The following is a 22,487-nucleotide window of genomic DNA, read 5'->3' as shown; positions in this document are numbered from 1 at the left end:
TTCATCCAGCAAGGCAGAAGATGTGTGGTGTAGTTGTTCTACATGAACATCTGATAACGTAGTTGGATGGAAAAATGACCACTGCACTTCGGGTTGCGCCTGAAAAAAACCTGTTCATTGTTGCTCATCACTTATTTAGAACAAGAACAACTAAACCTCATGATTCGCGTCGCGAACAGAGCATTTTCAGGGGCAACAGGCTCAAAATTGAAACGTTAACAGAGCCTAAAGTTCCCCATGGCAGGACAAGGCGTTGCATGAACCTTATTTTTGATTTTGATGGAACCCTGGCGGACACCTTCTCCCTTTACCTCAAGGTGATGCGTTCGATCCACCGGGAGTATGGCTTTAAATATATCTCTGATGAGCACATCGCCCGCTATCAGCAGATGAGTGGCCGGGAGATCTTCCGGGATCTCGGGATCTCTATGCTGCACCTGCCAAGAGTGGTCAGAAGAGTCCGCAAAGAGTTTAAAAAGGAGCTGAATACCCAACAGATGTTCTCCGGCTGGCCGGAGGTTCTTATCTCCCTCAAAGCCCGGGAGTGCCGCCTGTATATCGTAAGCTCCAATTCAGGAGCCAGCATCTCCCGCTTGATGGAGAATCATGATGCCAATCATTTTGAAAAAATCATCTCTGAGCCGAGGATCTTTGGTAAGGCACGCTCGATCCGCAAGCTGATGAAACAGCGCAATATGGACCCGCGACACACCTACTATATCGGAGATGAGCTGCGGGATATTGATGCAGCCAGGCGCAGTGGCATTGCGATCATCAGCGTCAGCTGGGGATATAACTGTCCAAAGACCCTGGCTACCCGGCAGCCAGACTTCATGATCAATCATCCCAGTGAGCTGCTCTTCCTGCCCCCCTGAAGAACAAGACAGGCTAAAACCCAGGGGGTCCTGCCACACAAAAGCTAGAGCATTTTGGGTTTAATCCGGGTAGTTATTCGAGCCCCTCAAGTTCAAGTGCTGCTTTGATCTTTGTTAAGCTGACCTTCTGCAGCAAGGATGCTGCAGTAGAGCAACATGGATGTGACTTGCGAGTCAGCGCTCAAAGTCAAAGCTGCTTTCATGAGATGAACCGGTTTATCCGGAAAACGCTCTAGCCTCTTGGATGATGCTGCTGATGCAGCTCCTTAAGGCGCTCTGTCGCGACATGGGTATAGATCTGGGTTGTCGAGAGATCGCTGTGTCCCAGCAGCAGCTGTACCACCCGAAGATCCGCCCCATGGTTAATCAGGTGAGTGGCAAACGCATGGCGCAGAGTATGAGGTGAGAGTTCGCTGTCAATTCCAGCCACGCTAGCATAATGCTTAACCCTGTACCAGAAGGTCTGGCGCGTCATCTCCTTGCCCCGCTTGGAGGGAAACAGTACATCTGAGCTATTCGCCCCCAGCAGCAGAGTTCGCCCGGAGCCCACAAACTGCTCCAGCCAATACAAGGCCTCCTCTCCCATGGGCACCAACCGCTCCTTGCCCCCCTTACCAATAACCCGAACCATTCCCTGACGCAGGTTGACGTTATCCATGTTCAGTGACACCAGTTCGCTGACCCTGAGCCCAGTGGCATACAGGAGCTCAAGCATCGCCTTGTCCCTGAGCTGCACCGCATCCTCACAGTCCGGTGCATTCAACAAATCTTCCACCTGCCGCTCACTGAGGGTTGAGGGGAGCAGGCGGGCCTGCTTCGGACTTGCCAACAGGCAGGTCGGATCATCTCCGCGCAGCTGCTCACGCAGCAGGTATTGGTAAAAACGCCTCAAGGCACTCAAAAGCCGGGCGCTGGAGCTTGCCTTATATCCCTGGTCAACCCGCAGGGCCAGAAATCCCTGCAGAGTGAGGGGCTCAACACTTAACACCGACTCCCCCTGCTCTTCAAGCCACTGGATAAACTGCTCCAGATCCTGACGATATGAACTAATGGTGTTGGGGGCTAACCCCTTCTCCAGCCAACCGGCCTCAAGAAACTGCTCAACTAACTCTGATCCCACACCTTTTCCTTGGTCGGCCACAACCGATTCTGTATCTTGGCTCTTATGCTAAACCAGCCATCCGGTGCTGGCCAGTGATGCAAAGCCGGCTGACGTTTTTCAATTCATTATGATGAATATCCACTCACCATTCTGAATCTAAGGCTCACTCATGATACTCTCTGCCCACTCTCTTTAGCGATACGTCATCACATGTACCAATTTAATTTTTGCTTTGAAACATTCATCCACGAGCACTGGCAAAAGAAGCCTGCGGTGATCCGCCAGGGATTTGCTGACTTTCAGGATCCACTCAGCGCTGACGAGCTGGCCGGGCTGGCCATGGAACCTGAAATAGAGTCACGCCTGGTGAGTAATGCCAATGAGCAATGGCAGGTACAGCATGGCCCCTTCGAAGATTACGATGAGCTGGGAGAGCAGCATTGGTCTTTGCTGGTTCAGGCCGTCGATCACTGGCATCCCCAGGCCGCCAGGCTGATGCAACCTTTCCGGGCCCTGCCAAGCTGGCGACTCGACGATCTGATGGTCAGCTTCTCCGCCCCCTTCGGCGGTGTTGGTCCCCATACAGACCAGTACGATGTATTTATTGTCCAGGGTAGCGGCAAGCGCCACTGGCGTGTCGGTGAAAGAAAAGCACTCAGGGAGCACTGCCCCCACCCGGATCTGCTGCAGGTTGAAGCCTTTGATGCGATCCTGGATGTGGAGCTTGAGCCCGGCGATATCCTGTACATTCCCCCGGGATTTCCTCATGAGGGCTATGCACTGGAGCCATCTCTGAACTACTCCATCGGCTTTCGCGCCCCCAACCAGCGTGAACTCCTGAGCGGCTTTGCCGATTTTGCCCTGCGCCACGAGCTGGGCGGGACACGCTATCAGGATCCGCAGCGCCAGCTCACCCGGGCAACGGGCGCGATAGCCACAGATGATGTAACCCAGATCCAGCAGCAACTTCGGGAGCTGACGGAGCAACCCGAGCTCATCAAGCAATGGTTTGGCGAGTTTATCAGTCAGTCCCGCCATGAGCTGGATCTGGCTCCCGCCGAGCCAAACTGGAGCGATCAGGAGCTGGCCCTGGCACTGCATCAGGGGGTACGCTTTGAGCGCCTTGGCGGACTCAGGGCCTTCTATCTGGCAGAGGACCCCTGCCAGCTCTACATCCAGGGAGAGCGCTTTCAACTTCCCAAGCTTTGTGCAGAGGCTGCGTTCGCCCTGTGTGATCATGAGCAGTTTGATATGGATCTGTTAGGTGAACACGGTATGCTCTGTGAGCTCATCACTATCATCACTGCCCTGGTCAACCAGGGATACTGGTATGAGGCACAGGAGAAATCCTGATGCCCAGTGTGTTATCCGACTACCTACAATCCCTGGGAGTCAGCCGCGAAGAAAGCTCCAGGCTAACCAGGCTGGCTCAGCCAATAACCATCGGCAGCTCAGAGATTATCCAACCGCAGGGAACAACTCCCTGCCACTTCTTTTTCCTGGAGCAGGGCACCTGCCAGGCCTGTTATCTCACGGCGGAGGGAAAACAGTTCAGTAAGGAGTTCTATTGGGAGCCAGAGTTTATCATCGGCTTCGAATCTCTGCTGGATGATCGCCCCTCCCCTATCAGCTGGAAACTCTCGGCCCGGCTCGGCTACAGGCTCTGCCGTGGAGCTGCCTGCAGCAGTGGCGCCACGAACTTAGCCCAGCCTATGTGAAACTGCTGGAGACCCAACTTGGTTACAAGGAGCGCAAGGAGCGCTTCATGCTGCTGAATAACCCGGAGCAGCGTTACTGCCTGTTTATTCAGCAGTTTCCTAAGCTGGCTACCAAGCTGAGTAACTATCAGATCGCCTCTTATCTTGGGATCACTCCCATCAGTCTGAGCCGGATCAAAAAGCGCCTGAAATCCTGAGCCTTGTTATCCCGCGGGTGAAGGGACCTGCTTAACCAAATTGATATATATTAGGCCCTGTTGCGGTGCAGCGGCGCCTCTGGTGCAGAAGGTCAGCTTAGCAAAATCAGAAGTTCTGTGACTCAGGTTGAAGTGATGCCCCCGATTAATCCAAACATACTCAAGCCGGGCAAAAGTACATTTACCTGGCCACCCTTGGATCCTTCTTGATGAAATCGAGGCTACTCAGGAGGGCGGAACGGACTAAACTTTCAATTTCATAGGAGTCGCGCTCGGTGAGATGTGAGAGCGCATCGACACGGCTTCGGATATATTTAGTCGGGAGCTTATTCAGGGTTAAACAACAAAGATCCGCAATAATCATCTCATTGTAAGTCTCATTTAGACCCATTCTATCCATCTGCTGGATCACCAGCGACTCGTACAAGTTGTGAATATCTTCATCCAACCCCATAACAGATCTCATCCTCACCGAGTGTCACCTCTACAAGTGTAGCTTCACCGATACGTTCATTCATCACATCCACGACAACTACTCCCCATCCTGTATGGCTCTCCCCTGTAGCGACTCTCACCTCAAACGCCCGCAAGCGACTGAATAGAAAACAGAAACAATATTTACTCCCAATAAAAATCCCCCGAGTCATTCGCTGACTCGGGGGATGCTTAAGCCGTAAAGGATGCTCTCAACCTATGCCTGGGAGTCCCATCATAGATTAATCATCTGTCACTCAGTTGCCTGCTCTTTAAGTTGCGGGCTTTGCGGCATGATGGTTCGATACAACTTGCAGCCGATGAAATAAAACACCCCTGCAGAGATAAGGGCGTTTAAGGCCGGAACACCCCACTGAATGTAGTAGCCAATCAGACTTGAAATAACACAGCATACAGCTGCAATCAGCCATGTGCTCTCTGTATGCCCGGTAATTTTAGACTCATCCTCCTGGCACTTATTAATGATGAAGTAATTAACAAGAATCACTCCAATTGCTGGCGGAAAAACAACCCCAAGCAGCTCAAGGAAATCAATAAAGCGATCCAAAATTCCTGCAACAGACAATGCCGTTCCTACAAAGCCAACACACAAAGCAATCGGGACATAGCGGGCCTTTTTACCGGTAAAGACCTCAATCGCATTTGCGATATTAAGAGATGAGCAGTAAATATTGATATCGTTTACTCTCAAAGTCGAAGAGATCACAACCAGTAAGCCAATTCCACCAGCCGCTTGAGACATGATGGTTACCACATCAGATGAACCCAGCGCACGGGCAAGGGTAATAGCCAACCCATTAACGATAAACTCTCCTGCGATAATCGTTACCATGACCTGCCAAAAAACGTGCCGTCCATTTTTTGAAAAACGGGTGATATCAGGGGTAATTAAAGTTGCCACTATATAACCACCTGTAATCAATGTTATCGCAGATGAGATGCTAATCACTTCTCCCTTGGGAGCTGAGTGAAACAGAGCCGCAGTATCCTGTCCGGTGAGGATGATAGTTGACACAGTCACCACAACTATGATGAAAAGCGGTACCGCAATCCTCGCCGCGAGTCGAAGTGCTCTAAAACCAAAAGCAACAAGAATGGTCAAAAGCGTGCCCGATAGTGCAGCAGACAACTTGAAACCAAGGTAATGCCCGAGAGCATAATCCAGCCCTTTAGCAAACACGGATGTCTGCACCCCGAACCAGCCAATAAGTGAGACAGCGATGACCAGAGATATGATCACAGAGCCAGCACGTCCAAAGCCATACTGGCGTGCCAGAAGTCCACTGTTCAGACCCGTTTTCATCCCGGCATATCCCATGGCTATGGTGATGATGGCAAAAATAACGCTTGCAATCGCGATTGCAAGCCAGGCATCCGCAATCGTCATCGAGTGGCCGAGGACGGCACCAATCATGAACTGATCAAGCGCAGTCACCATACCAGCATGGACAAGAGCCACGCTGAGAAATGATAATCGCTTGTTTTGTGGCACTTTATCTGTGGGGTAATCACTGAAACTGCTCATAATAAAAATCTAATACCTTTCTTTAGGCTGGACTCGGGAATAAAACTATCAAGGCCGAGATTAATGCAAAACTCTTTAAATTGAATCAAGTTATTAATTCCGGCTTTTTGATACATATCATTAATTTTGTTTTGAATGGTTCGTGTTGATTTATCCAGTAATTTCGCTATTTCCTTGCTCGTTCTGTTCTGCATCACATGGTAAATAACATCCAGTTCACTGTTGGTAAACAAAGATGTCGCAGGAGTTGTCGTCAATACTGACGGGGTCTTGGTACACAGATCAATATTTGATGTGATGAGCTTTACTCGCTTGGCACTCCAGATTGTACCGATACAATTTCTGCTCTTATCCAGAATTGGAGTTTTTTCACTCAAATAGGGTATGAGTGTTGGCGAATTGTTCCAGTAATGTGTCTCAATCACAGAAACCGAGCCCATAGATTTCTCGGTGGCTCTATCATGCTCGATAAGCTCATCGGCAAGCTCGCTCCACTCCACCGGGAACTCAGAGTCTAGTTTTCCCTCCAGTGAAAAATTAGAGGGCGTGTTTGTGTATGACTTTGCCGCCTCATTCATAAAGACATGCCTGGACTCGCTATCCTTGATTCCATAAGGGATATCTAGATACTCAAGAAGCGATATTGCACTTTCAAAAATTTTTGTTTTATCTGGATCCATTAAACCACTTTCCCTTGTGGTTATGAGCTATTTCAAACCCACTTAAGTTAACCTCTGTCGAAATAGCTACACATACCAGCCTTGATTAAAGGCTCCGCTGCAAATAATGGCGGCTATATTTATGGGCAAAATCTTTAGATGTGCCAAACTCTGAGTAGCCGAGCTTCTGGTAGAAACCAATGGCTTGAAAACTCAGGGTATCAACGTATGCCATGTGGCAACCTCTTTTCCTGGCTTCCTCTTCCGCCATTCTCATCAACTTGGTACCCAATCCCTGTTTGTGATATTCAGGGTTAACCCATAAGTACTGAATATCCAAGCCTCCCCACCAGGTTTCCGCAACTAAACCACCTAGCAAGACTCCTTTTTCATCTCGAAGGGTGACTCGAAGGGGGATTATTTCTACCGGTTCAAATTGAGAGTTATACTCCCACAGACTGTCGACAATCTCTTTTTTTTCCGACTCATTCGCCGTTGAACTTACTGAAAACTCCATCGAACACCCCTTTGACCGGTCAAAAAATAGGCGGCGCATTATATCAGGTCAGGCCCCTGTTGAACAGGGTATGAGCTACCCTGTTCAACAGGGGCGTTCTCCTTTTAAATACCTAGGTTTGAGCTATTAATGCTTGGTTATAGCTACTATGTGGATGCCAGAAAGTATCAAAGCGCAATACTTCCGGCACCGCTTGCTAAATAACAACAAGCTTATGACTTCCACCACCCGCTGCGAGGTCTGCTCCGAGAACACCGTGACCATTTCATCCTATAAGGAAAGAGCTATGGATCCCAAGACTGGATTACTTGGAAATATAGAGGTTAGCGTGCAGGAGTATTCAGACTTTGTTAAGCGCAAACGGGCAGCTCTGGAACAGCTGGAGCAATCGCTTTGGAACCACCCAATGTCCAGGGCAAGAGTACACACTCATAGGCAACCCCACTCACAACTCAAAAATAGCCCGGGGGATCTTCTCTAACCCCACACCTCAATTCGAGGTAAGCAAAAATGATAGAGTCCCCTTGTGCCCCCAAATCCCTGCAGGTAACCCAGCCATGCTTCACCAGCCGAAAATCAACTAACAAAAGTTAGATAAATTAACCTTTGTTAACGCTATCCCAAGGGGGAATGGGTAGAGTCAGGTGACCTCTTCATCAAATCGAGACTCTTTCATGCAATGGTTTACCCTCTCCTTTGATCAGTTGACCACCACTCAGCTCTACGATCTACTCAAGCTCAGAAGCGATGTTTTTGTGGTTGAGCAAGACTGTGTCTACCCGGATCTGGATGATAAAGACAGGGTGGCAGGGGTCTATCACCTGCTGGGGTATCAGCATGGAAAGCTGATCGCTTATATCCGTCTCCTCCCCGCAAGGGTTACCTTCGATCAGCCCTGCATCAGCCGGGTGGTGACTCATCCCAAGGCCCGGGGTAATGGTATCGGTCACCGCCTGCTAAATCAGGCTCTTGCCGAGTGTCGCCGCCTGTGGCCCGAACAGGGGATCACCATCTCAGCTCAGCAATACCTGGAGAGCTTTTATACCCAGCATGGATTTGAGGTGAGCTCTGAGGGGTACCTGGAGGATGGGATCCCCCACATTCAGATGAAACGGCCAGCCAGCGAACCATGTCCGGCCTGAACCCCCTGACGCTGGGGCTGCTGCTGTTAGTCCTGGGAAATCTGTCGGTTGCCATGTCTGATGTCGCTATCAAGCTGATGGCGGGTTCGGTCGGCACCTACCAGTATGTTGTGATCCGCCAGCTGCTGAGCCTGCTCCTGCTGGCTCCATTCTGGCTAAAGCTTCCCCGGGAAAAAAGGACCATCCGCCGCCCCGGTGTCACCATGCTGCGCGCCCTGCTGGTTCTCACCGGTAGCGGTTGTGCGGTGATCGCCATCCATGGGCTGCCCCTGGCGACAGCGAATGCGATCTTTTACGCGGCCCCGTTGCTGATGCTCCCCTGGCGATTCTCTTTCTCAAAGAGCGTCCCGGACTACTTAAGATCATCGCCACCTGCATCGGCTTTGCCGGTGTGCTGGTGGTGCTGCGCCCGGTGGCGATCAATTTTGTGGCCCTTGCCGCCCTTGGCTGCGCCATCTCGCTGGCCCTTTATAATCTGTTGGTCAGGTTAATCCCCTCTGATGAGCCACTCATCACCACCCTGCTGTGGACTGTGCTGCTCTCGGTTCCCTTTGCTGCACTACTCGCCATCAGGGACTGGCAGCCTTTGAGCTGGTCCGGAGTGGGCTGGGTACTGGCCAGCACCCTGTTTAACTTAGGCTACCAGGGGTGCGCCATTGCCGCTTACAAGCGGGCTCACGCCAGCCAAATCGCCCTGGCCGAGTATTCCGGGCTGGTGTTTGTCACCCTCGCCGGCATCATAGGTTTCCATGAGATACCGGACTGGTGGACCCTGGCGGGAATCGCGCTCATCATAGGCCCGATGCTTATCAGGAAAAAAAACACAGGGACAGCCAAAGAGATCCCGCCAGCCCCTGCGTTCATCAAAGAGTAATCATTCGGTGACGACTAAGTTTTCTGTTGGGCCAGATCCCTGCCTTTAGTCGTTGTTCTGACCAGCCCGGTATTAGGATCAAGGAGTAACGGCTTTTGTACTCGTTGGGAGTGGAAATCAAACATCCCTCTGAGGCTATGGGCATAACGGTCGGGAGTCTGCTTTCCCAGGTAACTTAAGCCCCAGTTATACTCGATAAAGCGTAGCACTGAGCTCTGATCCAGCATGCTGTGCTCTACAAAGTTTGATCGCGCCCAGGGAGATATCACCACAAAGGGTAAGCGGGGACCATAGCCAGTCCCGTCCATCCCCTTGGGCGCCTTGGGCGGCGTCACGTGATCATACCAGCCATTAGAGTTGCTCCACACCAGCATAATTGCTGTCGAGGGCCAGACTGAAGAGCGCATCAGCCGATTGACTGTTGCGACGATAAACTTTTGCTCGTCCCGGGGAGATGAGCGCCCCACATGGCCGTTTTGCCCAACAACGGGGGAAACAAAGCTGACCGCCGGGAGCTTACCCGCCGCTAATGCTTTCCACAGTAATCTCAGATCGTATTGGTGATTCGCCCGGCCGCTCAGTCCTATCCTGTCCAGCGAATCCGGGGCTAAATGGTGGGGGTTAGCCGTCCCTTTAAAATATTGGAAGGGATCACTGGTTGGCTCATAGTCACCCACCAAAGACCCCTGACTATTCAGGCTGCGCTTATCAAAAAGCGCCGTTCCTGACTGGCTATAGCCTGAGGGTGTAAAACCTCCGGCAAAAAATCCCCAGCTCACGTCATGCTTGCTGAGAAGCTGACCGATATTGGTGCGATCAACCCAGACCTTAAATTTCCCCCGGCTGGCATCATCAAACTGCGGCGGATTATTTTCCAGTAATAGATCCTTAAAGCTCACCCCGGGAAGCACCCTGGGTCTGACCCCCTGAGTCGTCCCGGCGATGAGATCAATCAACCCTCCCGCAGAACTTGAGTAATCCGTGGCAAACAGGTGATCCGCCATCGCATAGTGCTGAGCATAATTCCACAGCGCCGTCACCGTGTTACCATCGTAGTAGCCCATCACCGACTGGGGAAAACAGCCATCATCATTGATGCCACTGCTGGTATCAAAATCCTTCCAGATAAACATGTTGTTACGCCCATGGTTGTAAGAGCGCTTTTGTGCATAGACACCATACCCGAGATCACAGGTCGGCTCCCCGGAGCCATCCGGTACGGATTCGACAAGTTCGGATTATGCTTGAGTAATACCGAGGTGAAACCATCCACCTTTGGAGTTCCGGGCAGAGCCTGAAATGGGTTTTCACCGGGCAGATTTTTCGCCAGCGGATAATGGCCAAAATAGCGATCAAAGCTTTGATCCTGCAGCATCAGGATCACCAGGTGTTTGACCGGCGTCTGCGGTCTTAGCTGTGAGTGCGCCGAACCTGCCAGCATCAAGGCAGCAAACAGCGGAAGTAACTTTTTAATAGCCGCCATGTTTACCTGCCCCGAAAAAATCAAATGCATAGTGACGGCTAAAAGGCTTCCACCAGGGGTAGACGCCCAGCCCGGATTGCTTTAGTGAAAAAAAGCCATTCGCCGTGGGCGGATAGTAGTCATTGGTCAGCAGGTAATGGCCGGGACCATCGAGCCTGATATTCAGCCCATAATGAGGGCCTCCCTGGGCCACCATAGGAAGATAATCCCCTCCTTATGCCAGTTGGTTCCGGGCTTACTCAGAACAAAGTGGATCTTCAGCCCGGGGATCCAGGCAGTGGCCGAAAATCCCTGTGGATTTCCGGGCAAGGCATGCACATCGGTCTCAAGATGGATATCTGCGTTGTGAGGCATGCCCTTCATCATCGGCGACATGGTGACTCCCTGAATATAACTTGCCCCCACCTTCATCCCATGGATCCCCACATCCGGGCCAAATACCACATTCATCCCAAAGACATGAGAAACCATACAGATGCAACCAAAAAATATTCCCCATAGTTTCATGAGTGTGTGCCCTCCAGCTGTCCCTGTCGGGTCACAGTGAATCGGTAATCAAGCTTAAAGGCAGGCCACCAGGGCTCAACGCCGGTGGCATGATCCGTGTGTCGATAGAAGCCACCGGCACTGGGTGGAAGATAATGGATACTCCAGCGGTATACTCCGGGGCCATCCAGTCCAACCTGCATCCCATACTCAGGCCCGGTTTGGGTCAGGCGCATCACCGCCCTGCCCGAGGTATGCCAGTCACTGCCAAGCTTTTGCAGCTTATAGCCAATAACACAATAGGGAATAAAGTCATTGGTGATAAATCCATTGGGGTTCATCGCGTTGGCGTTGAGGCGGCTCCAAAGCACAAACGTCCCCCCTTCGCTCTCGACGCCATTCACAAGGTGCATGCCGAATGAATCCTTGCTTCCAAGTTCCAGGGAAGCCGATGAGGCGACTCCGCAAAAGAGCAGGCTACAAAGAATGCCTGCCCGGATAAATCTATTCATTTTCTCATTACTCCGATTCGGCTTATCCTGGCTGATAAGCGGGGAAGATGCTCCACAACGTCACCAGGCTAATCACCAGGCAGCCGATCAGGATCGCCGTAAAGCTTAGCCCCAGGCGCCAGTGATTCAATTTTTTAAGGAGCAGCCAGCGCGCGGAGATCCACAGGTTAAACAGCAGAGCCATCAGCAAGAGTCCAAGCTCCAGATAGATCAGCCAGGGTCCGAAAGCCGATTTCAGGGAGCTAAACAGAGTGCTTCCAAGGCCCAGCAAAATACACAGCATGGCAAGGGGGGCAAACTGATAACCGACCAGGGTCAACCTCTTTGAAAGTGGCAACTGTTCCATTCGCCCCATGGCCCAGGCTCCCAGCAGGGAGCAGGCACCGAGAAGCAGAGCCAACACCAGAGCCGCCCCTAACATAAACAAGGTAATGCTGAAAAAATCCAACCACAGATAGTGTTGGTCGATGCTGGCATTCTGGTTCATCAACCAGGAGGGCCCCCGGGCAAACAGTCCATACCAGTGCTGACTCATTCCCCACTGGCCAAGCCCCTGACGCAGCTGAATATAAAGAGGGGTGACACTCCAGATAAAACCCGCGATCGCAAGGCCTGGTGCAAACCAGATAAAAGCCAGCTCTGCACCACAGGGGGCATGCCGTTCAATCCCCTTGATCTCAGTGCCGGGGCGACGCAGTGTCACCTCTAACCCTCCCCGGGATTGAGGCTTGATGCAGCGAGCACACTTGATGCAATGCCGGGAGCTCTGCTTAGTTCGAAGCTCTATGCTGGTAGGACAAATCCCCTGCTCCCGATACCCCTCCGCAGTTGTCGAGGGACGCAGCAGCTCCAGGCTCATCACCCCCAACCTCGAGAAGACCCCCAACACTGAGCCTATCGGGCACAGATGACGGCACCAGGCCCGCCGCCCCACCGCTGTGCTGCTACCAAACAGCAGGCCACAGCCAACCGCCAGGGCAAACACCACCCCAAACAGCAGCAGTGCCGATCTGAGATCATCGCGAACATCCAGGGTCTGTGCCCACAGAGTCACCAGCATAAAGCTCAGTGCCGGTGCGATCGGATGCCTGAGCCAGCCCGGTAGCCTGAACTGAGCGCCAACCCGGCTTACCCACTCACTGAGGGCTCCCAGGGGACACAGAATGCCACACCAAAACCGACCCACCAGCAATACCGAGAGCAGGGTTCCCGGATACCAGACTCCCCACAAGACCCACTCACTAAAAAGCTGACCATTGTTCCAGGGCGTCTGCCACTGGTAGATGGGAGCCTGACCGAATAGCGGGATCAGTAGTAATCCTACAAGAGCTAACAGCATCATCCCCTGCAGGTAGGGAATCGCTGGCCTGAGCCTCAGCAAGCAGTTCTGTAGCCCGAGCTGAGCTCGAAGTTGAACAGAGTTAACCCACATCGAGATAAAGTCCATTAAATGAATACACAAAAGAAGAGGGAGGCTGCTCACAGGCAGCCCCCACTCTCAGTCAGGAGATCACTTCACCGGTTTTCAGATCCAGCATTAGCTTGGGAGCCGGCTTATCGGTTTTGAAGTCAAACATATGGGTGAGCAGGCCTGAATGCGCATCCATGGAACCTTTCCCCAAACGTCCCAGTTGCCAGTTATCTTCGATAAAACGCAGCACTGAGCTCTGATCGGTCAGGGTGTGATCCACATAGTTTTGCCTGGCGTAGGGAGAGATCACCAGCAGAGGGAGGCGGGGCCCATAGCCGCTGCGACCCTGATGGTTAGCGAAGTGGTTTTTCGGTGGCATCACATGATCATAGTCACCATCGGAGTCATCATAAGCGATGATCACCGCGGTATTTTTCCAGCTGGGTAGCTGCTGCAGACGGTTGATGGTACGCACCAGGAAGCTTTGCTCATCCAGCGGATTCGAGTAGCCGGCGTGGGCATCCTCCACCGCCTTAGCCTTAAGGAAGCTCACCGCAGGCAGGTTGCCACTGTCGGCCGCCTTCCAGAAGGTTTTCAGGCTGTACTGATGATTAGCCCTGTCGGTCTTGCCTACCATGGCAATACTGCTGGGTGGAAGATGGTGAGGGTTCGAGGTAGACAGGTAATACTGGAAGGGCTCGTGGTGCGGGATATAATCTTTGGCAGCCCCACCAAACCGGTTATGGCTGCTGGTATCACAGCGCGCAACTCCCGCCGCCGTATAACTACTGGGGTCAAAACCACCCTCAAACCAGCCCCAGGTCACCCCTTTTTGATTGAGCAGGTTGCCAATATTTTTGCCCTTGATATACACCAGGCCATCGGTCACTGAGGTTGCAAGCTCTGCCCCCTTGGCTTTCTCGACATCGTTATAGGAACAATCATCAAAGCGCGGATCAATATCCCCCACCAGGTTGCCGCTCTCCACATCCGGGGTATCTTTTGGCAACGCCGGGCCTGTTTGCCCTGCAATCAGGTTGAGCGCTCCGGGGGTTGAGGGACCAAAGATGGTACCGTAGGAGTTGTCATTCATCGCAAAATGCTGCGCATAGTTCCACAGCGCCGTCACCGTGTTGCCATCGTAATAGCCCATCACCTCTCTCTGGCAAGCCTTGGAACTGGTATTTCCGGTCGCGCTCAGGAATTGATTGACCAGCCCGCCGTTGTAGGCATCCTGCTCAGCCTCATAGCCATGGTTCTGATCGCATGGCTCTTTGTTGCGTGTCAGCAGAAACGGATTCACCCGGTTGGGGTTGTTGATTAGCAGTTGATGGGTCAGGCCATTGACCGGAGGCGTTCCGGCCCTGGCAATAAATACAGGCTCCCCTTTGGGATTTGTCGCATGGGGATAGGTGGCAAAATAGCGATCAAAAGAGATGTTCTCATCAAAAATAACCACCAGATGCTTAATTGGGGTTGAAGTGTGTGAAGCCTTGCTCCAGCTTTGCTTTTCAGCAACGGGATGGGCGGCAACATAAGGGCTTACTACAGCACAAAGAGAAAAGGCAAGAGAAACGCTCAGCAGAGCAGGCTTAAAAGTCCGTGTCATAAAAGATCCTAGCTGTCGGCAAATCCAAAGGCGGCTGGTTCAGCCGCCGTTCAGTCCGAGCTAGCATAGAGCCTGATTATGACGTTTTAATGACAGCGTATGAGTCTATTTTCCCTCCAGCCGACAACTGACCTCTTGTTGTACAGAGGATCCCCCAAAATAGCCGGATAGCCAGGTCCACACAGCCCCGGCAATGAAACTTGCCGGAATCGCATACACGGCCCAATACCAACTGTAGGTTGCTTCACTGTAAGCAAAGTAGCAGTAAAAACCCCCGATTAAACCGACCAGGATACTGACCAATGCCGATGGCGTTGAAACCCTCTTCCAGTAAAAGCCGGCTAGCAGGGAGAAAGCCAGGGCCGAAATCGGGATATTCATCAAAATCATCTTGTCGAGAATATGATCCACAAAAAAGGTCGCCCCCAGCCAGCTGAGCAGTGCACAGCCCAGGGTCCACAACATCCCGGTACTGGATGAACCCTGCTGCCGGTGTGTCCCGAGTACCCCGGGCCCTAAAATGATAGAGACCATGGCACTCCAGACTCCGGCCAGGGTCGTTGCGGCAATACAAAATAGTAGAGCATAACTGGCACCGCGTATGTAAGGCGGCAAACCATTGGCAACAAGATAGGGGATCACCTGCTGGGGATCGGCCAATACAACGCCTTGTCGTCTCACCTCAGCGGCTGCGGCAATGATCCCTGCATACAGCAAAAAAACAAACACAGAGCAAATCAACATTGCCCACAATGCGGTTCTCTCCCTGTGTGCAGCAAAGATCTTTTGACCATACCAGGGAGCCAGGATATAGGTCATACAGGTGATAATCACCAGCGACCAGACAAACTGTGAGCTCAGATGACCAAACTGTATCGGTGGCAACTCCGCTCCCCCTCCCAGCTGGCGGGAAAAATAGTAAAGAGCAGGCACAAACAGCAGCACCAGCAGAAAGCTCAACCGATCAAAGCCGATAATCGCCCGCAGCCCTCCCCGAAGAACCAGGGCTAGCACCAGAATCGAAAACAGGGCACTGACAAGCGGGAGGCTTACAGATGGAAACAGCGGTTGCATCAGCAGAGCCAGGGACTTGATGTAGTTGGCAGAAAATCCAGCCATGGCCACAAAGAGCACCAATGCCGCCAGCTGTCCCAGCATGGGATGATAGCGGTCGCTGAAATAGCCACTGACTGAAAACCCGTCATAACGCTTCCAGCGCCGTGCCACCACCAGGCTGTAAAACAGCAGGCCAAACAGGAATACCGAGGCCAGACTGATCGCCCGGTAGCCATCCAGATAACCCAGAGTTGCAAAGCCGACCATGGTCGAGGTATTGAGCTCCGTCATCACCAGGGTCGCCATCAGGGCAAACACTCCGGTGTTACGACCGGCAAACAGATAGTCACCCACCGAATCCTGCTTGCTACGCTGCCCCCGCCAGTTGATCAAGGCGACTAAAACAAGCACCCCCAACATGGCGCTCCAATCCGCGATTCCCATGATCTCATCCTGAATCAGACAAAGAGGCTAACATACGGTAAATCAAAGTATTTTTCCATCTGAGCCCTGGTGCTCATTGGCTGCAACCTCGTCCGGGCACTCAGATTTGAGTCAAAGTTGCCTCAAACCCAGAGGCTCCACCGTGCTTATCCGGTCACCAGCTCTTTGTCCACCCACAGCCGGGACTGATGGTTATTAAGCATAATTTGCGCGTAAGGCTGAGCGGCAGATAGGTAATCAAGCTCAACGATTTGCCCCCGGTGCAGTGGGATACAGGAGCCGGAATGAACAAGCTTAGATTGCTTGTCTTGGTAATAGTGGAGTAACTTCAGCTGCCAATCACCCCAGCGAGAGCCTCGCGGACTACCGGTGAAGTAGTAGCCATACCCATGGTCAATCACATAATCCAGTGAATCCAGCCTCTCCAGCATCCCCTTTCCACGGCAGGCCAGGCCATCGTGAAGTACCGTTGCCGCTTGTTGATGAGCAAGGTTCTTTGAAGAGGGTGAAAAGTAGAGCCCCCAACAGATACAGCCAATGATGATCAGGATCATCAAGGGGATCCTGACGCAGTTGCGGCGCCACTTACTTAACTGATGTTGTTCGATATCCATATCCTGCTCCTGTTACTTAACGATCATCCTGATCGATTGGCCTGCTTGAGGCTGTTGGGATTATGGACAAGTATTTGGTAATGGTCTTTCAGAAAGAACATGAACTACCAGAACTGTGGTTAAAAGGCTCACACCTGTTGGCTCACTGTATATTTGACCACCCACTTATCAGAGATAGAAGATCTGTCAGCTCTTGCGTATGTACGCACCTTAGCTTCTCAAAGACAGGCTTCCCTGACTCTATGCTGCCGGGAAGAGCTAATTATGCCCCAAGATATAAGAGGTCTGCGGCTTGCATTCTGTAAGACCAGGGCATAGCATCGCCCCTAACCTCTCCTTAAGCTGAGCGATTTATCATGCAAATTGGTCTGTTTTACGGCTCCAGTACCTGCTATACCGAGATAGTGGCAGAAAAGATCCGCGATCAACTGGGAGCCGACCAGGTTCATATCCACAACATCAAGGACACTGATGTCCAGCGAATGCTGGATTACCCTCTGTTGATCCTCGGGATCTCCACCTGGGACTTTGGTGAATACCAGCCGGACTGGGAAGATCAGCTGGAAGCTCTGGATAGCCTGGATCTCTCCGGTCATACCGTTGCCCTTTTCGGGTTGGGTGATCAGGCGGGCTATGATGAGTGGTTTCAGGATGCGATGGGCATGCTTCACCAGCGGCTGCAAAAAACAGGCTGTCGCTTTATCGGTTACTGGCCCAATGATGAGCAGTATCAGTTTGAAGCCTCCAAGGCACTCACCGAAGATAAGAGTCAATTTGTGGGCCTGGCTCTGGATGAGGCAACCCAGTATGATCTCACCGATGAGCGCCTGGAGCAGTGGCTGAAGCAGCTCCAGCAGCAAGCAAAAGAGGCATAACCTGAGATCAGGAGCCGCCTCTGAGAAATACGAGCTGAGCCCTGAGTCCGGTCAGCTTCTCTAATCGAGCCTGTAGTTGCCTAGCCTCGTTTTTTCCGGAAACAGGGCCGACATACACCAGTTTAAGACTTTTCGAGCTTTTATAGCTGACGATGTGGGCCTCATATCCTTGCTGTTTCAAGCGCTCCACCAAGTGCTTGATATGGCCAGCACTACGAAATATTCCAAGCTGAATAATCCAACCTCGCTCCAACGTCTTTCCTGGCTCTTGAGTTGGGCGCACTTTGTCCTCGGGGCCGCAGCAGGCAACTCTGGAGTGCAGTAGAGCCTGCTCCATTGCCAGGAAATGTAATCTTGAATAGCTCCTCCCCAGGAGTAATTTTGCCTCCTGTGAGCGATGATCCAAAATCAGGGCCATCACCAGATTAGACAGAGTATTCTGATTGGCTAAATCATGACGGTATAAGGGATAGAGCCGGGAGACAGCATCATGGCTTCTACCCTCCAGGATATCCAGAAATGCCAGATTATTGATCACCTTAAACTCATCAAAGTGCAGCTCTCGCGCTTTCTCAAACATGAGGCGGGCTTGCTGATAGTTTTTGAGATTAGCCTGGGTCAATCCGAGAAGATTATAGGCCTCCGGTGCCTGCTTAGGATAGATCGCCGCCCTGATGAGAAGCTTAAAGGCACGATCATACTCCCCCATTAACATCAATGCTTCCCCCTGACGCAGCATGACCTCAGGATAGTAGATGGCTGTATATTGCTGCTCTAATGGCTTAAGGTAGTAGAGTGCCGAATCATAGGAGCCGATATCCATATAGGTTGTCGCCATTTTGATTCGCGTCTGCGGATCCTCCCCGGCTCTGAGCCGCCTGGTATAATACTCAATGAGTCCCGGATAATTATGGGCCTTAATCAGAGCCTTTTCGGCGATAGGATCCGGCTTATAAGCAGGCTTATCCGGAGAAGAAGAAACAGAGCTACAGCCAGCCACTCCCAGAAGTAACAGGGCAGCAATCCCCAAACGAGCCAAAGAGTCACCCTCAAAAAACCGAAACAAAGCTCTCATGTTCTCCCCTGACAACAAATTCCTGCCTTTGGGGACAACGCTATGATCTCGGTTCTTATACGAATCATGGAATCCTTCCCCCGCGAAATGCAGCGCATATTAGCATCTACACCAGATACAACAAGATTCCCAAAGAGTGGTCTTTGCTTTAAAGCTAGCTCGAAACCGGCAGGTTACCAGTGATACCCTCTATAGATCCGCTCAAACCTGGATCCTGGTTAACCACTCAATTCATCAATGACAATAGCCTAGCCCTCCTGGTCACCAGGAGGGGCGTCATGGGGCCTTCGCATAAAGAGTAGCGACAATATGATGGCAAGAGCTGTGGGGAGCAACCAGGCAAGCCCGGCATCAAAGAGTGGCAGGTACTCTAACCCCTGCATCAGCATCCATTGGGGGGCCCCCTCAAACACCTTGGGGATGGTTCGAACTCCATCAATGGCGCCAAATACCAGGGTCACCAGCAGTACCAGACGAAATGTTCGCTTCGGACAGCCAAACCAGCCCTCGAGGAAGGTCAACATCACCAAAGAGATAGCCAGTGGGTAACAGAGCACCAGAACCGGGAAGGAAAGCTTGATCAGTTCGCTGAGCCCGATATTCGCCACCAGAGCACTCAGTACCCCGAACAACAACACCCAGTGACGATAGGCAATTTTTGGAAACAGGCTATGGAAAAAATCTGAGCAGGCAGAAAGTAGCCCCACCGCAGTAGTCAGGCAGGCAAGCACCACAATCGCTGCCAGGATCCATAGGCCGGGCTGACCAAACAGGGCCACCACATAGGCCGAGATGATCTGTCCACCGTTATTGGCATTGGCGATCACTCCCTCGCTGGTCCCGCCAAGGTAGAAAAGAGCCACATACACAAATGCCAGGCCACAGGCGGCGATCAGTCCTGAAAGAGCCAGGTATTTAAAGAGTTGCATGCGATCGCTAATCCCCCGCTCTTTGAGAAGATCGATGATCAGCATGCCGAACATCAGGGAAGCGAAGGTATCCATGGTATTGTACCCCTCCAGAAATCCGGTACTGAAGGGGCGCTCCACGTAGCCCCCTCGGGTGTTGGTATTCCCCCCTGAGGAGCCACAAGTACCGCCACCGCCAGCACAATAAGTAGCAGAATCAGCAGCGGGGTGAGCACCTTGCCCACAGCATCCAGTAGCTTTCCCTGGTTAAACGCCAGCGACATCGCGATAACAAAAAACAGTATGGTAAAGAGAGTCAAAGCCCCCTGCCCCACATCCCCGAGGAAGGGTCGAATACCGATCTCATAGGCCACCAGACCGGTGCGCGGAGTCGCAAACGCCGGCCCTATGATGATATACACCAGCGCCGTCACCAGCAGGGCGATTTGACCGGGAAGATGCCGCGTCATCACCAGCATGCCACCACGCGCCTTGGCAACGGCCAGAATCGTGATCAAAGGTAAGCCAACGGCAGTTGCTAAAAAGCCCAGCATGGCGGGCATCATGTGCTCACCGGCCAGGGAGCCCGCAAGGGGAGGAAAAATAATATTCCCCGCACCAAGGAAAAACGCAAAGGTCATGAATCCAAGACCCAGCAGATCAAAGAGTTTCAGTTTCTGACTCATAACGCCCCCATACCACTCGGAGCTAATGCATCTTCCCTTAGTGTGGGCCAAAAAGGCGGCTTATGGATCCTGGTTTCTCTATAAGCCCCGACAGTGGCGCAACTGCCCTCCATAGAGGGATGCCCTGCGCTTCACTCCTAAAGCTATCTGTTTGACCTGGCTCTGGTAATGGCCGGCATGTTTACGATAGCCATACCAGCCATAATAATAGTTCAGGTACTGACCATAACTATTCCAGACGGACACACCATTTTTCTTATGACTGTGATGGATATACCAGCTCATGAAATCAATGGAGTCTGCAAAGTTATCCCGCTCAGCCCCGAAGCTTCCTGTTGCATCCCGATACTCATCCCAGATCCCATCCAGGGCTTGTGAATAGCCATATGCAGAGCTTCGGGAGTTACTGGCATCCCCCCGAAAGCGACTCTCCTGGTACATGATCGCCATAGTGATCTGCAGTGGGACTCCCCATTTGCGTTGAGCCCGGTAAGCATCCCGATACCAGTCTGGATGTTGATGAAATATAGAACACAGGTTGTCGATATGACGTGGTGGTGGAGGGGCTGAGCTACAACCGGCGAGCAGGAGCAGGGCTCCCAAACAGAGGACAAAGCACTTCATTTCGACTCTTGTATCCAGGATTAAACCATGCAGAGTTTGAAACTATCCCGGCTCCATGGGGGCACAAAGCGTTAAATCGGTAAACTCTGAATTGGCGGGCTGGGTACGACTATAGGTGACTATCGGGCTTGGCAATCATGGATGCCGGGACAGAGCCCGACACCCAGAGAGAGAAGGGTGAAACCTTAACCACTGACAGCGCAGGCTGTTTTACTTTGCACAAAGCGTAGGGTGAGCATGCACAGCAGCAGAGTGACGGCCGTAGGCAAGACCCAGGCTAACCCCTGCTCGGCCAGAGGCACGGCATCAAAGAACTTAAGGGCAAACCAGGAGGGTGAACCCGGGAATTCACTGTGAATCGAGCGCAGCCCGTCACACAAGCTAAACAGAGCCCCCACTCCCAGCACGATTTTATAGGTAAACTCAGGGCGAGCCAGCTTGGGACGGACAAAAGTCAGTAGCACCAGGGTGATCACCAGCGGATAACAGAACACCAGCAGGGGAGAGGAAAGCTTAATCAGCTCACTCAAGCCGACATTACTCACCAGGATACAGCAGACCCCGCTTAACAGGACCCACTTGCGATAACTCATCAGCCCAAGCTGCTGATGTAAAAAATCTGAGCTAGCCGAGATAAGACCGATCGCCGTGGTCAGACAGGCAAGTAATACGATCGCGGCCAGTATTATCAGACCCGGCTGACCAAACAGTGACATCACATAGGCCGCAATAATGTTACCGCCATTGGCGGTCGCTGGTGCAACCCCGAGGCTGGTGGCACCAAGATAAAACAGCGACAGATAAACAAACACCAGCCCCATAGCAGAGATGATCCCTGCATAAGCCAGGTATTTAAACAAAGAGGGGCCATCCTGGACACCACGCGCCTTCAACACATCGATGATCAGCATTCCAAACATCAGGGATGCAAAGATATCCATGGTGTTATAGCCCTGCAAAAAGCCGGTGCTAAAGGGATAAGCAACATAATCACCCACCGCTGCCGGGGTTCCTCCCTGGGGGGCAATAAATACGGCAAATGCCAGCACCAGCAACAGGATAATAAGCAAAGGAGTCAACACCTTGCCAATCGCATCCAGCAATCGCCCCTGGGTCAGAGCCAGCACCGTTGAAAGACCAAAAAACAGTACAGAAAACAGCAGCAAACTGCCATGTCCGGCACCGGGAAAGAAGGGGTGAATCCCCATCTCGTAAGCTACAAGTCCGGCTCGCGGACACACCAGAGCCGCCCCCAGGGTGACATTAATCACCACCCCAAACAGCAGCGCAACCCCGGAAGGAAGCAGCCGTGTCATCACAGGTAAGCCGCCCCGGGCAAAAGCGACGGCCACTATCCCAAGCAGAGGCAGGCCAACGCCAGTTATCAAAAAGCCCAGCATCGCCAGAGACATATGCTCCCCGGCCATATATCCGGCCTTAGGTGGGAAAATAATATTCCCCGCTCCCAGGAAAAAAGCAAAGGTCATAAACCCCAGGCCTAAAATATCCTGTAGTTTCAGTTTCTGACTCACGAATATCCCCTATCACCCTCGGGCGTATTTATTTTCTATTAAACGGTTTATTTGAGATTCATCTGAGA

At 52.1% G+C, this 22,487-nt stretch carries 24 protein-coding genes and 3 pseudogenes; 9 read left to right on the top strand and 18 right to left on the bottom strand.

Translation table 11 applies throughout. The features are described 5' to 3' along the window. Positions 1–257 precede the first annotated feature (257 nt). Complete coding sequence (locus tag DB847_RS02995; RefSeq protein ID WP_159084355.1) at positions 258–875, top strand: HAD-IA family hydrolase; 618 nt, start codon at positions 258–260, stop codon at positions 873–875. A 232-nt stretch (positions 876–1,107) separates the two neighbouring features. Here the strand turns inward: DB847_RS02995 and xerD are convergent, their stop codons facing one another. Then, positions 1,108–1,995, bottom strand: coding sequence for a site-specific tyrosine recombinase XerD (xerD, locus tag DB847_RS02990; RefSeq protein ID WP_108649379.1), 888 nt, complete (start codon positions 1,993–1,995; stop codon positions 1,108–1,110). Between the two features lie 192 nt (positions 1,996–2,187). Here xerD and DB847_RS02985 point away from each other — a divergent pair, with 192 nt between their 5' ends. Genes DB847_RS02985 through DB847_RS24690 form a run of 3 tightly spaced genes read left to right on the top strand, consistent with a single transcriptional unit; the run spans position 2,188 to position 3,892 of the window. After that, on the top strand, positions 2,188–3,330 hold the full coding sequence (locus DB847_RS02985; RefSeq protein WP_108649378.1) for a ribosomal protein uL16 3-hydroxylase: 1,143 nt from the start codon (positions 2,188–2,190) through the stop codon (positions 3,328–3,330). Then, the gene (locus tag DB847_RS02980) at positions 3,330–3,695 is read left to right on the top strand and encodes a Crp/Fnr family transcriptional regulator (protein ID WP_199911697.1); all 366 of its coding nucleotides are present in this window, start codon (positions 3,330–3,332) and stop codon (positions 3,693–3,695) included. Before DB847_RS02985 ends, DB847_RS02980 begins: the two co-directional genes overlap by 1 nt. Positions 3,696–3,742: 47 nt before the next feature. After that, entirely contained in the window at positions 3,743–3,892 is a 150-nt protein-coding gene (locus DB847_RS24690; protein WP_199911696.1) for a cyclic nucleotide-binding domain-containing protein, read from the top strand. A 181-nt stretch (positions 3,893–4,073) separates the two neighbouring features. Here the strand turns inward: DB847_RS24690 and DB847_RS02975 are convergent, their stop codons facing one another. From DB847_RS02975 to DB847_RS02960, 5 genes are all read right to left on the bottom strand, one after another. Next, a complete protein-coding gene (locus DB847_RS02975) occupies positions 4,074–4,346 on the bottom strand; it encodes a late competence development ComFB family protein (RefSeq protein ID WP_159084354.1) in 273 nt (90 codons plus the stop codon). After that, positions 4,333–4,467, bottom strand: coding sequence for a hypothetical protein (locus DB847_RS25885; RefSeq protein ID WP_267897734.1), 135 nt, complete (start codon positions 4,465–4,467; stop codon positions 4,333–4,335). Before DB847_RS25885 ends, DB847_RS02975 begins: the two co-directional genes overlap by 14 nt. Positions 4,468–4,619: 152 nt before the next feature. Continuing rightward, complete coding sequence (locus tag DB847_RS02970; protein ID WP_108649376.1) at positions 4,620–5,912, bottom strand: cytosine permease; 1,293 nt, start codon at positions 5,910–5,912, stop codon at positions 4,620–4,622. Next, positions 5,909–6,592 (bottom strand): helix-turn-helix transcriptional regulator, encoded by a 684-nt coding sequence (locus DB847_RS02965; protein ID WP_108649375.1) that lies wholly within the window; start codon positions 6,590–6,592, stop codon positions 5,909–5,911. Before DB847_RS02965 ends, DB847_RS02970 begins: the two co-directional genes overlap by 4 nt. An 85-nt stretch (positions 6,593–6,677) precedes the next feature. Next, positions 6,678–7,088 (bottom strand): GNAT family N-acetyltransferase, encoded by a 411-nt coding sequence (locus DB847_RS02960; protein ID WP_108649374.1) that lies wholly within the window; start codon positions 7,086–7,088, stop codon positions 6,678–6,680. A 286-nt stretch (positions 7,089–7,374) separates the two neighbouring features. Here DB847_RS02960 and DB847_RS02955 point away from each other — a divergent pair, with 286 nt between their 5' ends. From DB847_RS02955 to DB847_RS24680, 4 genes are all read left to right on the top strand, one after another. Then, entirely contained in the window at positions 7,375–7,569 is a 195-nt protein-coding gene (locus tag DB847_RS02955) for a hypothetical protein (protein ID WP_108649373.1), read from the top strand. A gap of 193 nt (positions 7,570–7,762) precedes the next feature. After that, positions 7,763–8,230, top strand: a complete 468-nt coding sequence (locus DB847_RS02950) for a GNAT family N-acetyltransferase (protein WP_108649372.1) — start codon at positions 7,763–7,765, stop codon at positions 8,228–8,230. 53 nt (positions 8,231–8,283) lie between these two features. Further along, positions 8,284–8,721 (top strand): hypothetical protein, encoded by a 438-nt coding sequence (locus tag DB847_RS24685; RefSeq protein WP_199911695.1) that lies wholly within the window; start codon positions 8,284–8,286, stop codon positions 8,719–8,721. Beyond that, entirely contained in the window at positions 8,709–9,104 is a 396-nt protein-coding gene (locus tag DB847_RS24680) for a DMT family transporter (RefSeq protein WP_234418497.1), read from the top strand. Before DB847_RS24685 ends, DB847_RS24680 begins: the two co-directional genes overlap by 13 nt. A 14-nt stretch (positions 9,105–9,118) precedes the next feature. Here DB847_RS24680 and DB847_RS02940 read toward each other — a convergent pair. The 8 genes and pseudogenes from DB847_RS02940 to DB847_RS02900 all read right to left on the bottom strand — a co-directional run. Continuing rightward, positions 9,119–10,246 (bottom strand): annotated as a pseudogene (locus tag DB847_RS02940) (phospholipase C); the annotation flags it as partial. Continuing rightward, complete coding sequence (locus DB847_RS25320) at positions 10,168–10,587, bottom strand: alkaline phosphatase family protein (protein ID WP_108649370.1); 420 nt, start codon at positions 10,585–10,587, stop codon at positions 10,168–10,170. The gene DB847_RS25320 and the pseudogene DB847_RS02940, both read right to left, overlap by 79 nt. Then, a pseudogene (locus DB847_RS25315) lies at positions 10,574–10,998 on the bottom strand (iron transporter). Before DB847_RS25315 ends, DB847_RS25320 begins: the two are co-directional and overlap by 14 nt. Before the next feature lie 92 nt (positions 10,999–11,090). After that, entirely contained in the window at positions 11,091–11,585 is a 495-nt protein-coding gene (locus tag DB847_RS02920) for an iron transporter (protein ID WP_108649367.1), read from the bottom strand. 22 nt (positions 11,586–11,607) lie between these two features. After that, a complete protein-coding gene (locus DB847_RS02915) occupies positions 11,608–13,017 on the bottom strand; it encodes a 4Fe-4S binding protein (RefSeq protein WP_159084353.1) in 1,410 nt (469 codons plus the stop codon). A 70-nt stretch (positions 13,018–13,087) separates the two neighbouring features. Further along, positions 13,088–14,605 carry an alkaline phosphatase family protein gene (locus DB847_RS02910; protein WP_108649365.1) on the bottom strand — a complete coding sequence of 506 codons (1,518 nt, stop codon included), beginning with the start codon at positions 14,603–14,605 and terminating at the stop codon, positions 13,088–13,090. A 105-nt stretch (positions 14,606–14,710) separates the two neighbouring features. Beyond that, positions 14,711–16,105 (bottom strand): sodium:solute symporter family protein, encoded by a 1,395-nt coding sequence (locus tag DB847_RS02905; RefSeq protein ID WP_108649364.1) that lies wholly within the window; start codon positions 16,103–16,105, stop codon positions 14,711–14,713. A 146-nt stretch (positions 16,106–16,251) separates the two neighbouring features. Further along, a complete protein-coding gene (locus DB847_RS02900) occupies positions 16,252–16,719 on the bottom strand; it encodes a hypothetical protein (protein WP_108649363.1) in 468 nt (155 codons plus the stop codon). 356 nt (positions 16,720–17,075) lie between these two features. Between DB847_RS02900 and fldB the strand changes: the two genes are divergently transcribed. Beyond that, a complete protein-coding gene (fldB, locus tag DB847_RS02895; protein ID WP_108649362.1) occupies positions 17,076–17,594 on the top strand; it encodes a flavodoxin FldB in 519 nt (172 codons plus the stop codon). A 7-nt stretch (positions 17,595–17,601) separates the two neighbouring features. Here fldB and DB847_RS02890 read toward each other — a convergent pair whose 3' ends face one another. From DB847_RS02890 to brnQ (DB847_RS02875), 4 genes and pseudogenes are all read right to left on the bottom strand, one after another. Continuing rightward, on the bottom strand, positions 17,602–18,669 hold the full coding sequence (locus tag DB847_RS02890) for an SPOR domain-containing protein (protein ID WP_108649361.1): 1,068 nt from the start codon (positions 18,667–18,669) through the stop codon (positions 17,602–17,604). A gap of 248 nt (positions 18,670–18,917) precedes the next feature. Then, a pseudogene (brnQ, locus tag DB847_RS02885) lies at positions 18,918–20,218 on the bottom strand (branched-chain amino acid transport system II carrier protein). Positions 20,219–20,341: 123 nt separating this feature from the next. Then, positions 20,342–20,887, bottom strand: a complete 546-nt coding sequence (locus DB847_RS02880) for a transglycosylase SLT domain-containing protein (protein ID WP_108649360.1) — start codon at positions 20,885–20,887, stop codon at positions 20,342–20,344. A gap of 185 nt (positions 20,888–21,072) precedes the next feature. After that, complete coding sequence (gene brnQ / locus DB847_RS02875; RefSeq protein ID WP_234418579.1) at positions 21,073–22,374, bottom strand: branched-chain amino acid transport system II carrier protein; 1,302 nt, start codon at positions 22,372–22,374, stop codon at positions 21,073–21,075. Positions 22,375–22,487: the final 113 nt, after the last annotated feature.

This window comes from Dongshaea marina, from assembly GCF_003072645.1.
GTDB lineage: Bacteria > Pseudomonadota > Gammaproteobacteria > Enterobacterales > Aeromonadaceae > Dongshaea > Dongshaea marina.
Note: the sequence above shows the minus strand (reverse complement) of the source record. Positions and strands in the feature narration are given on the sequence as shown.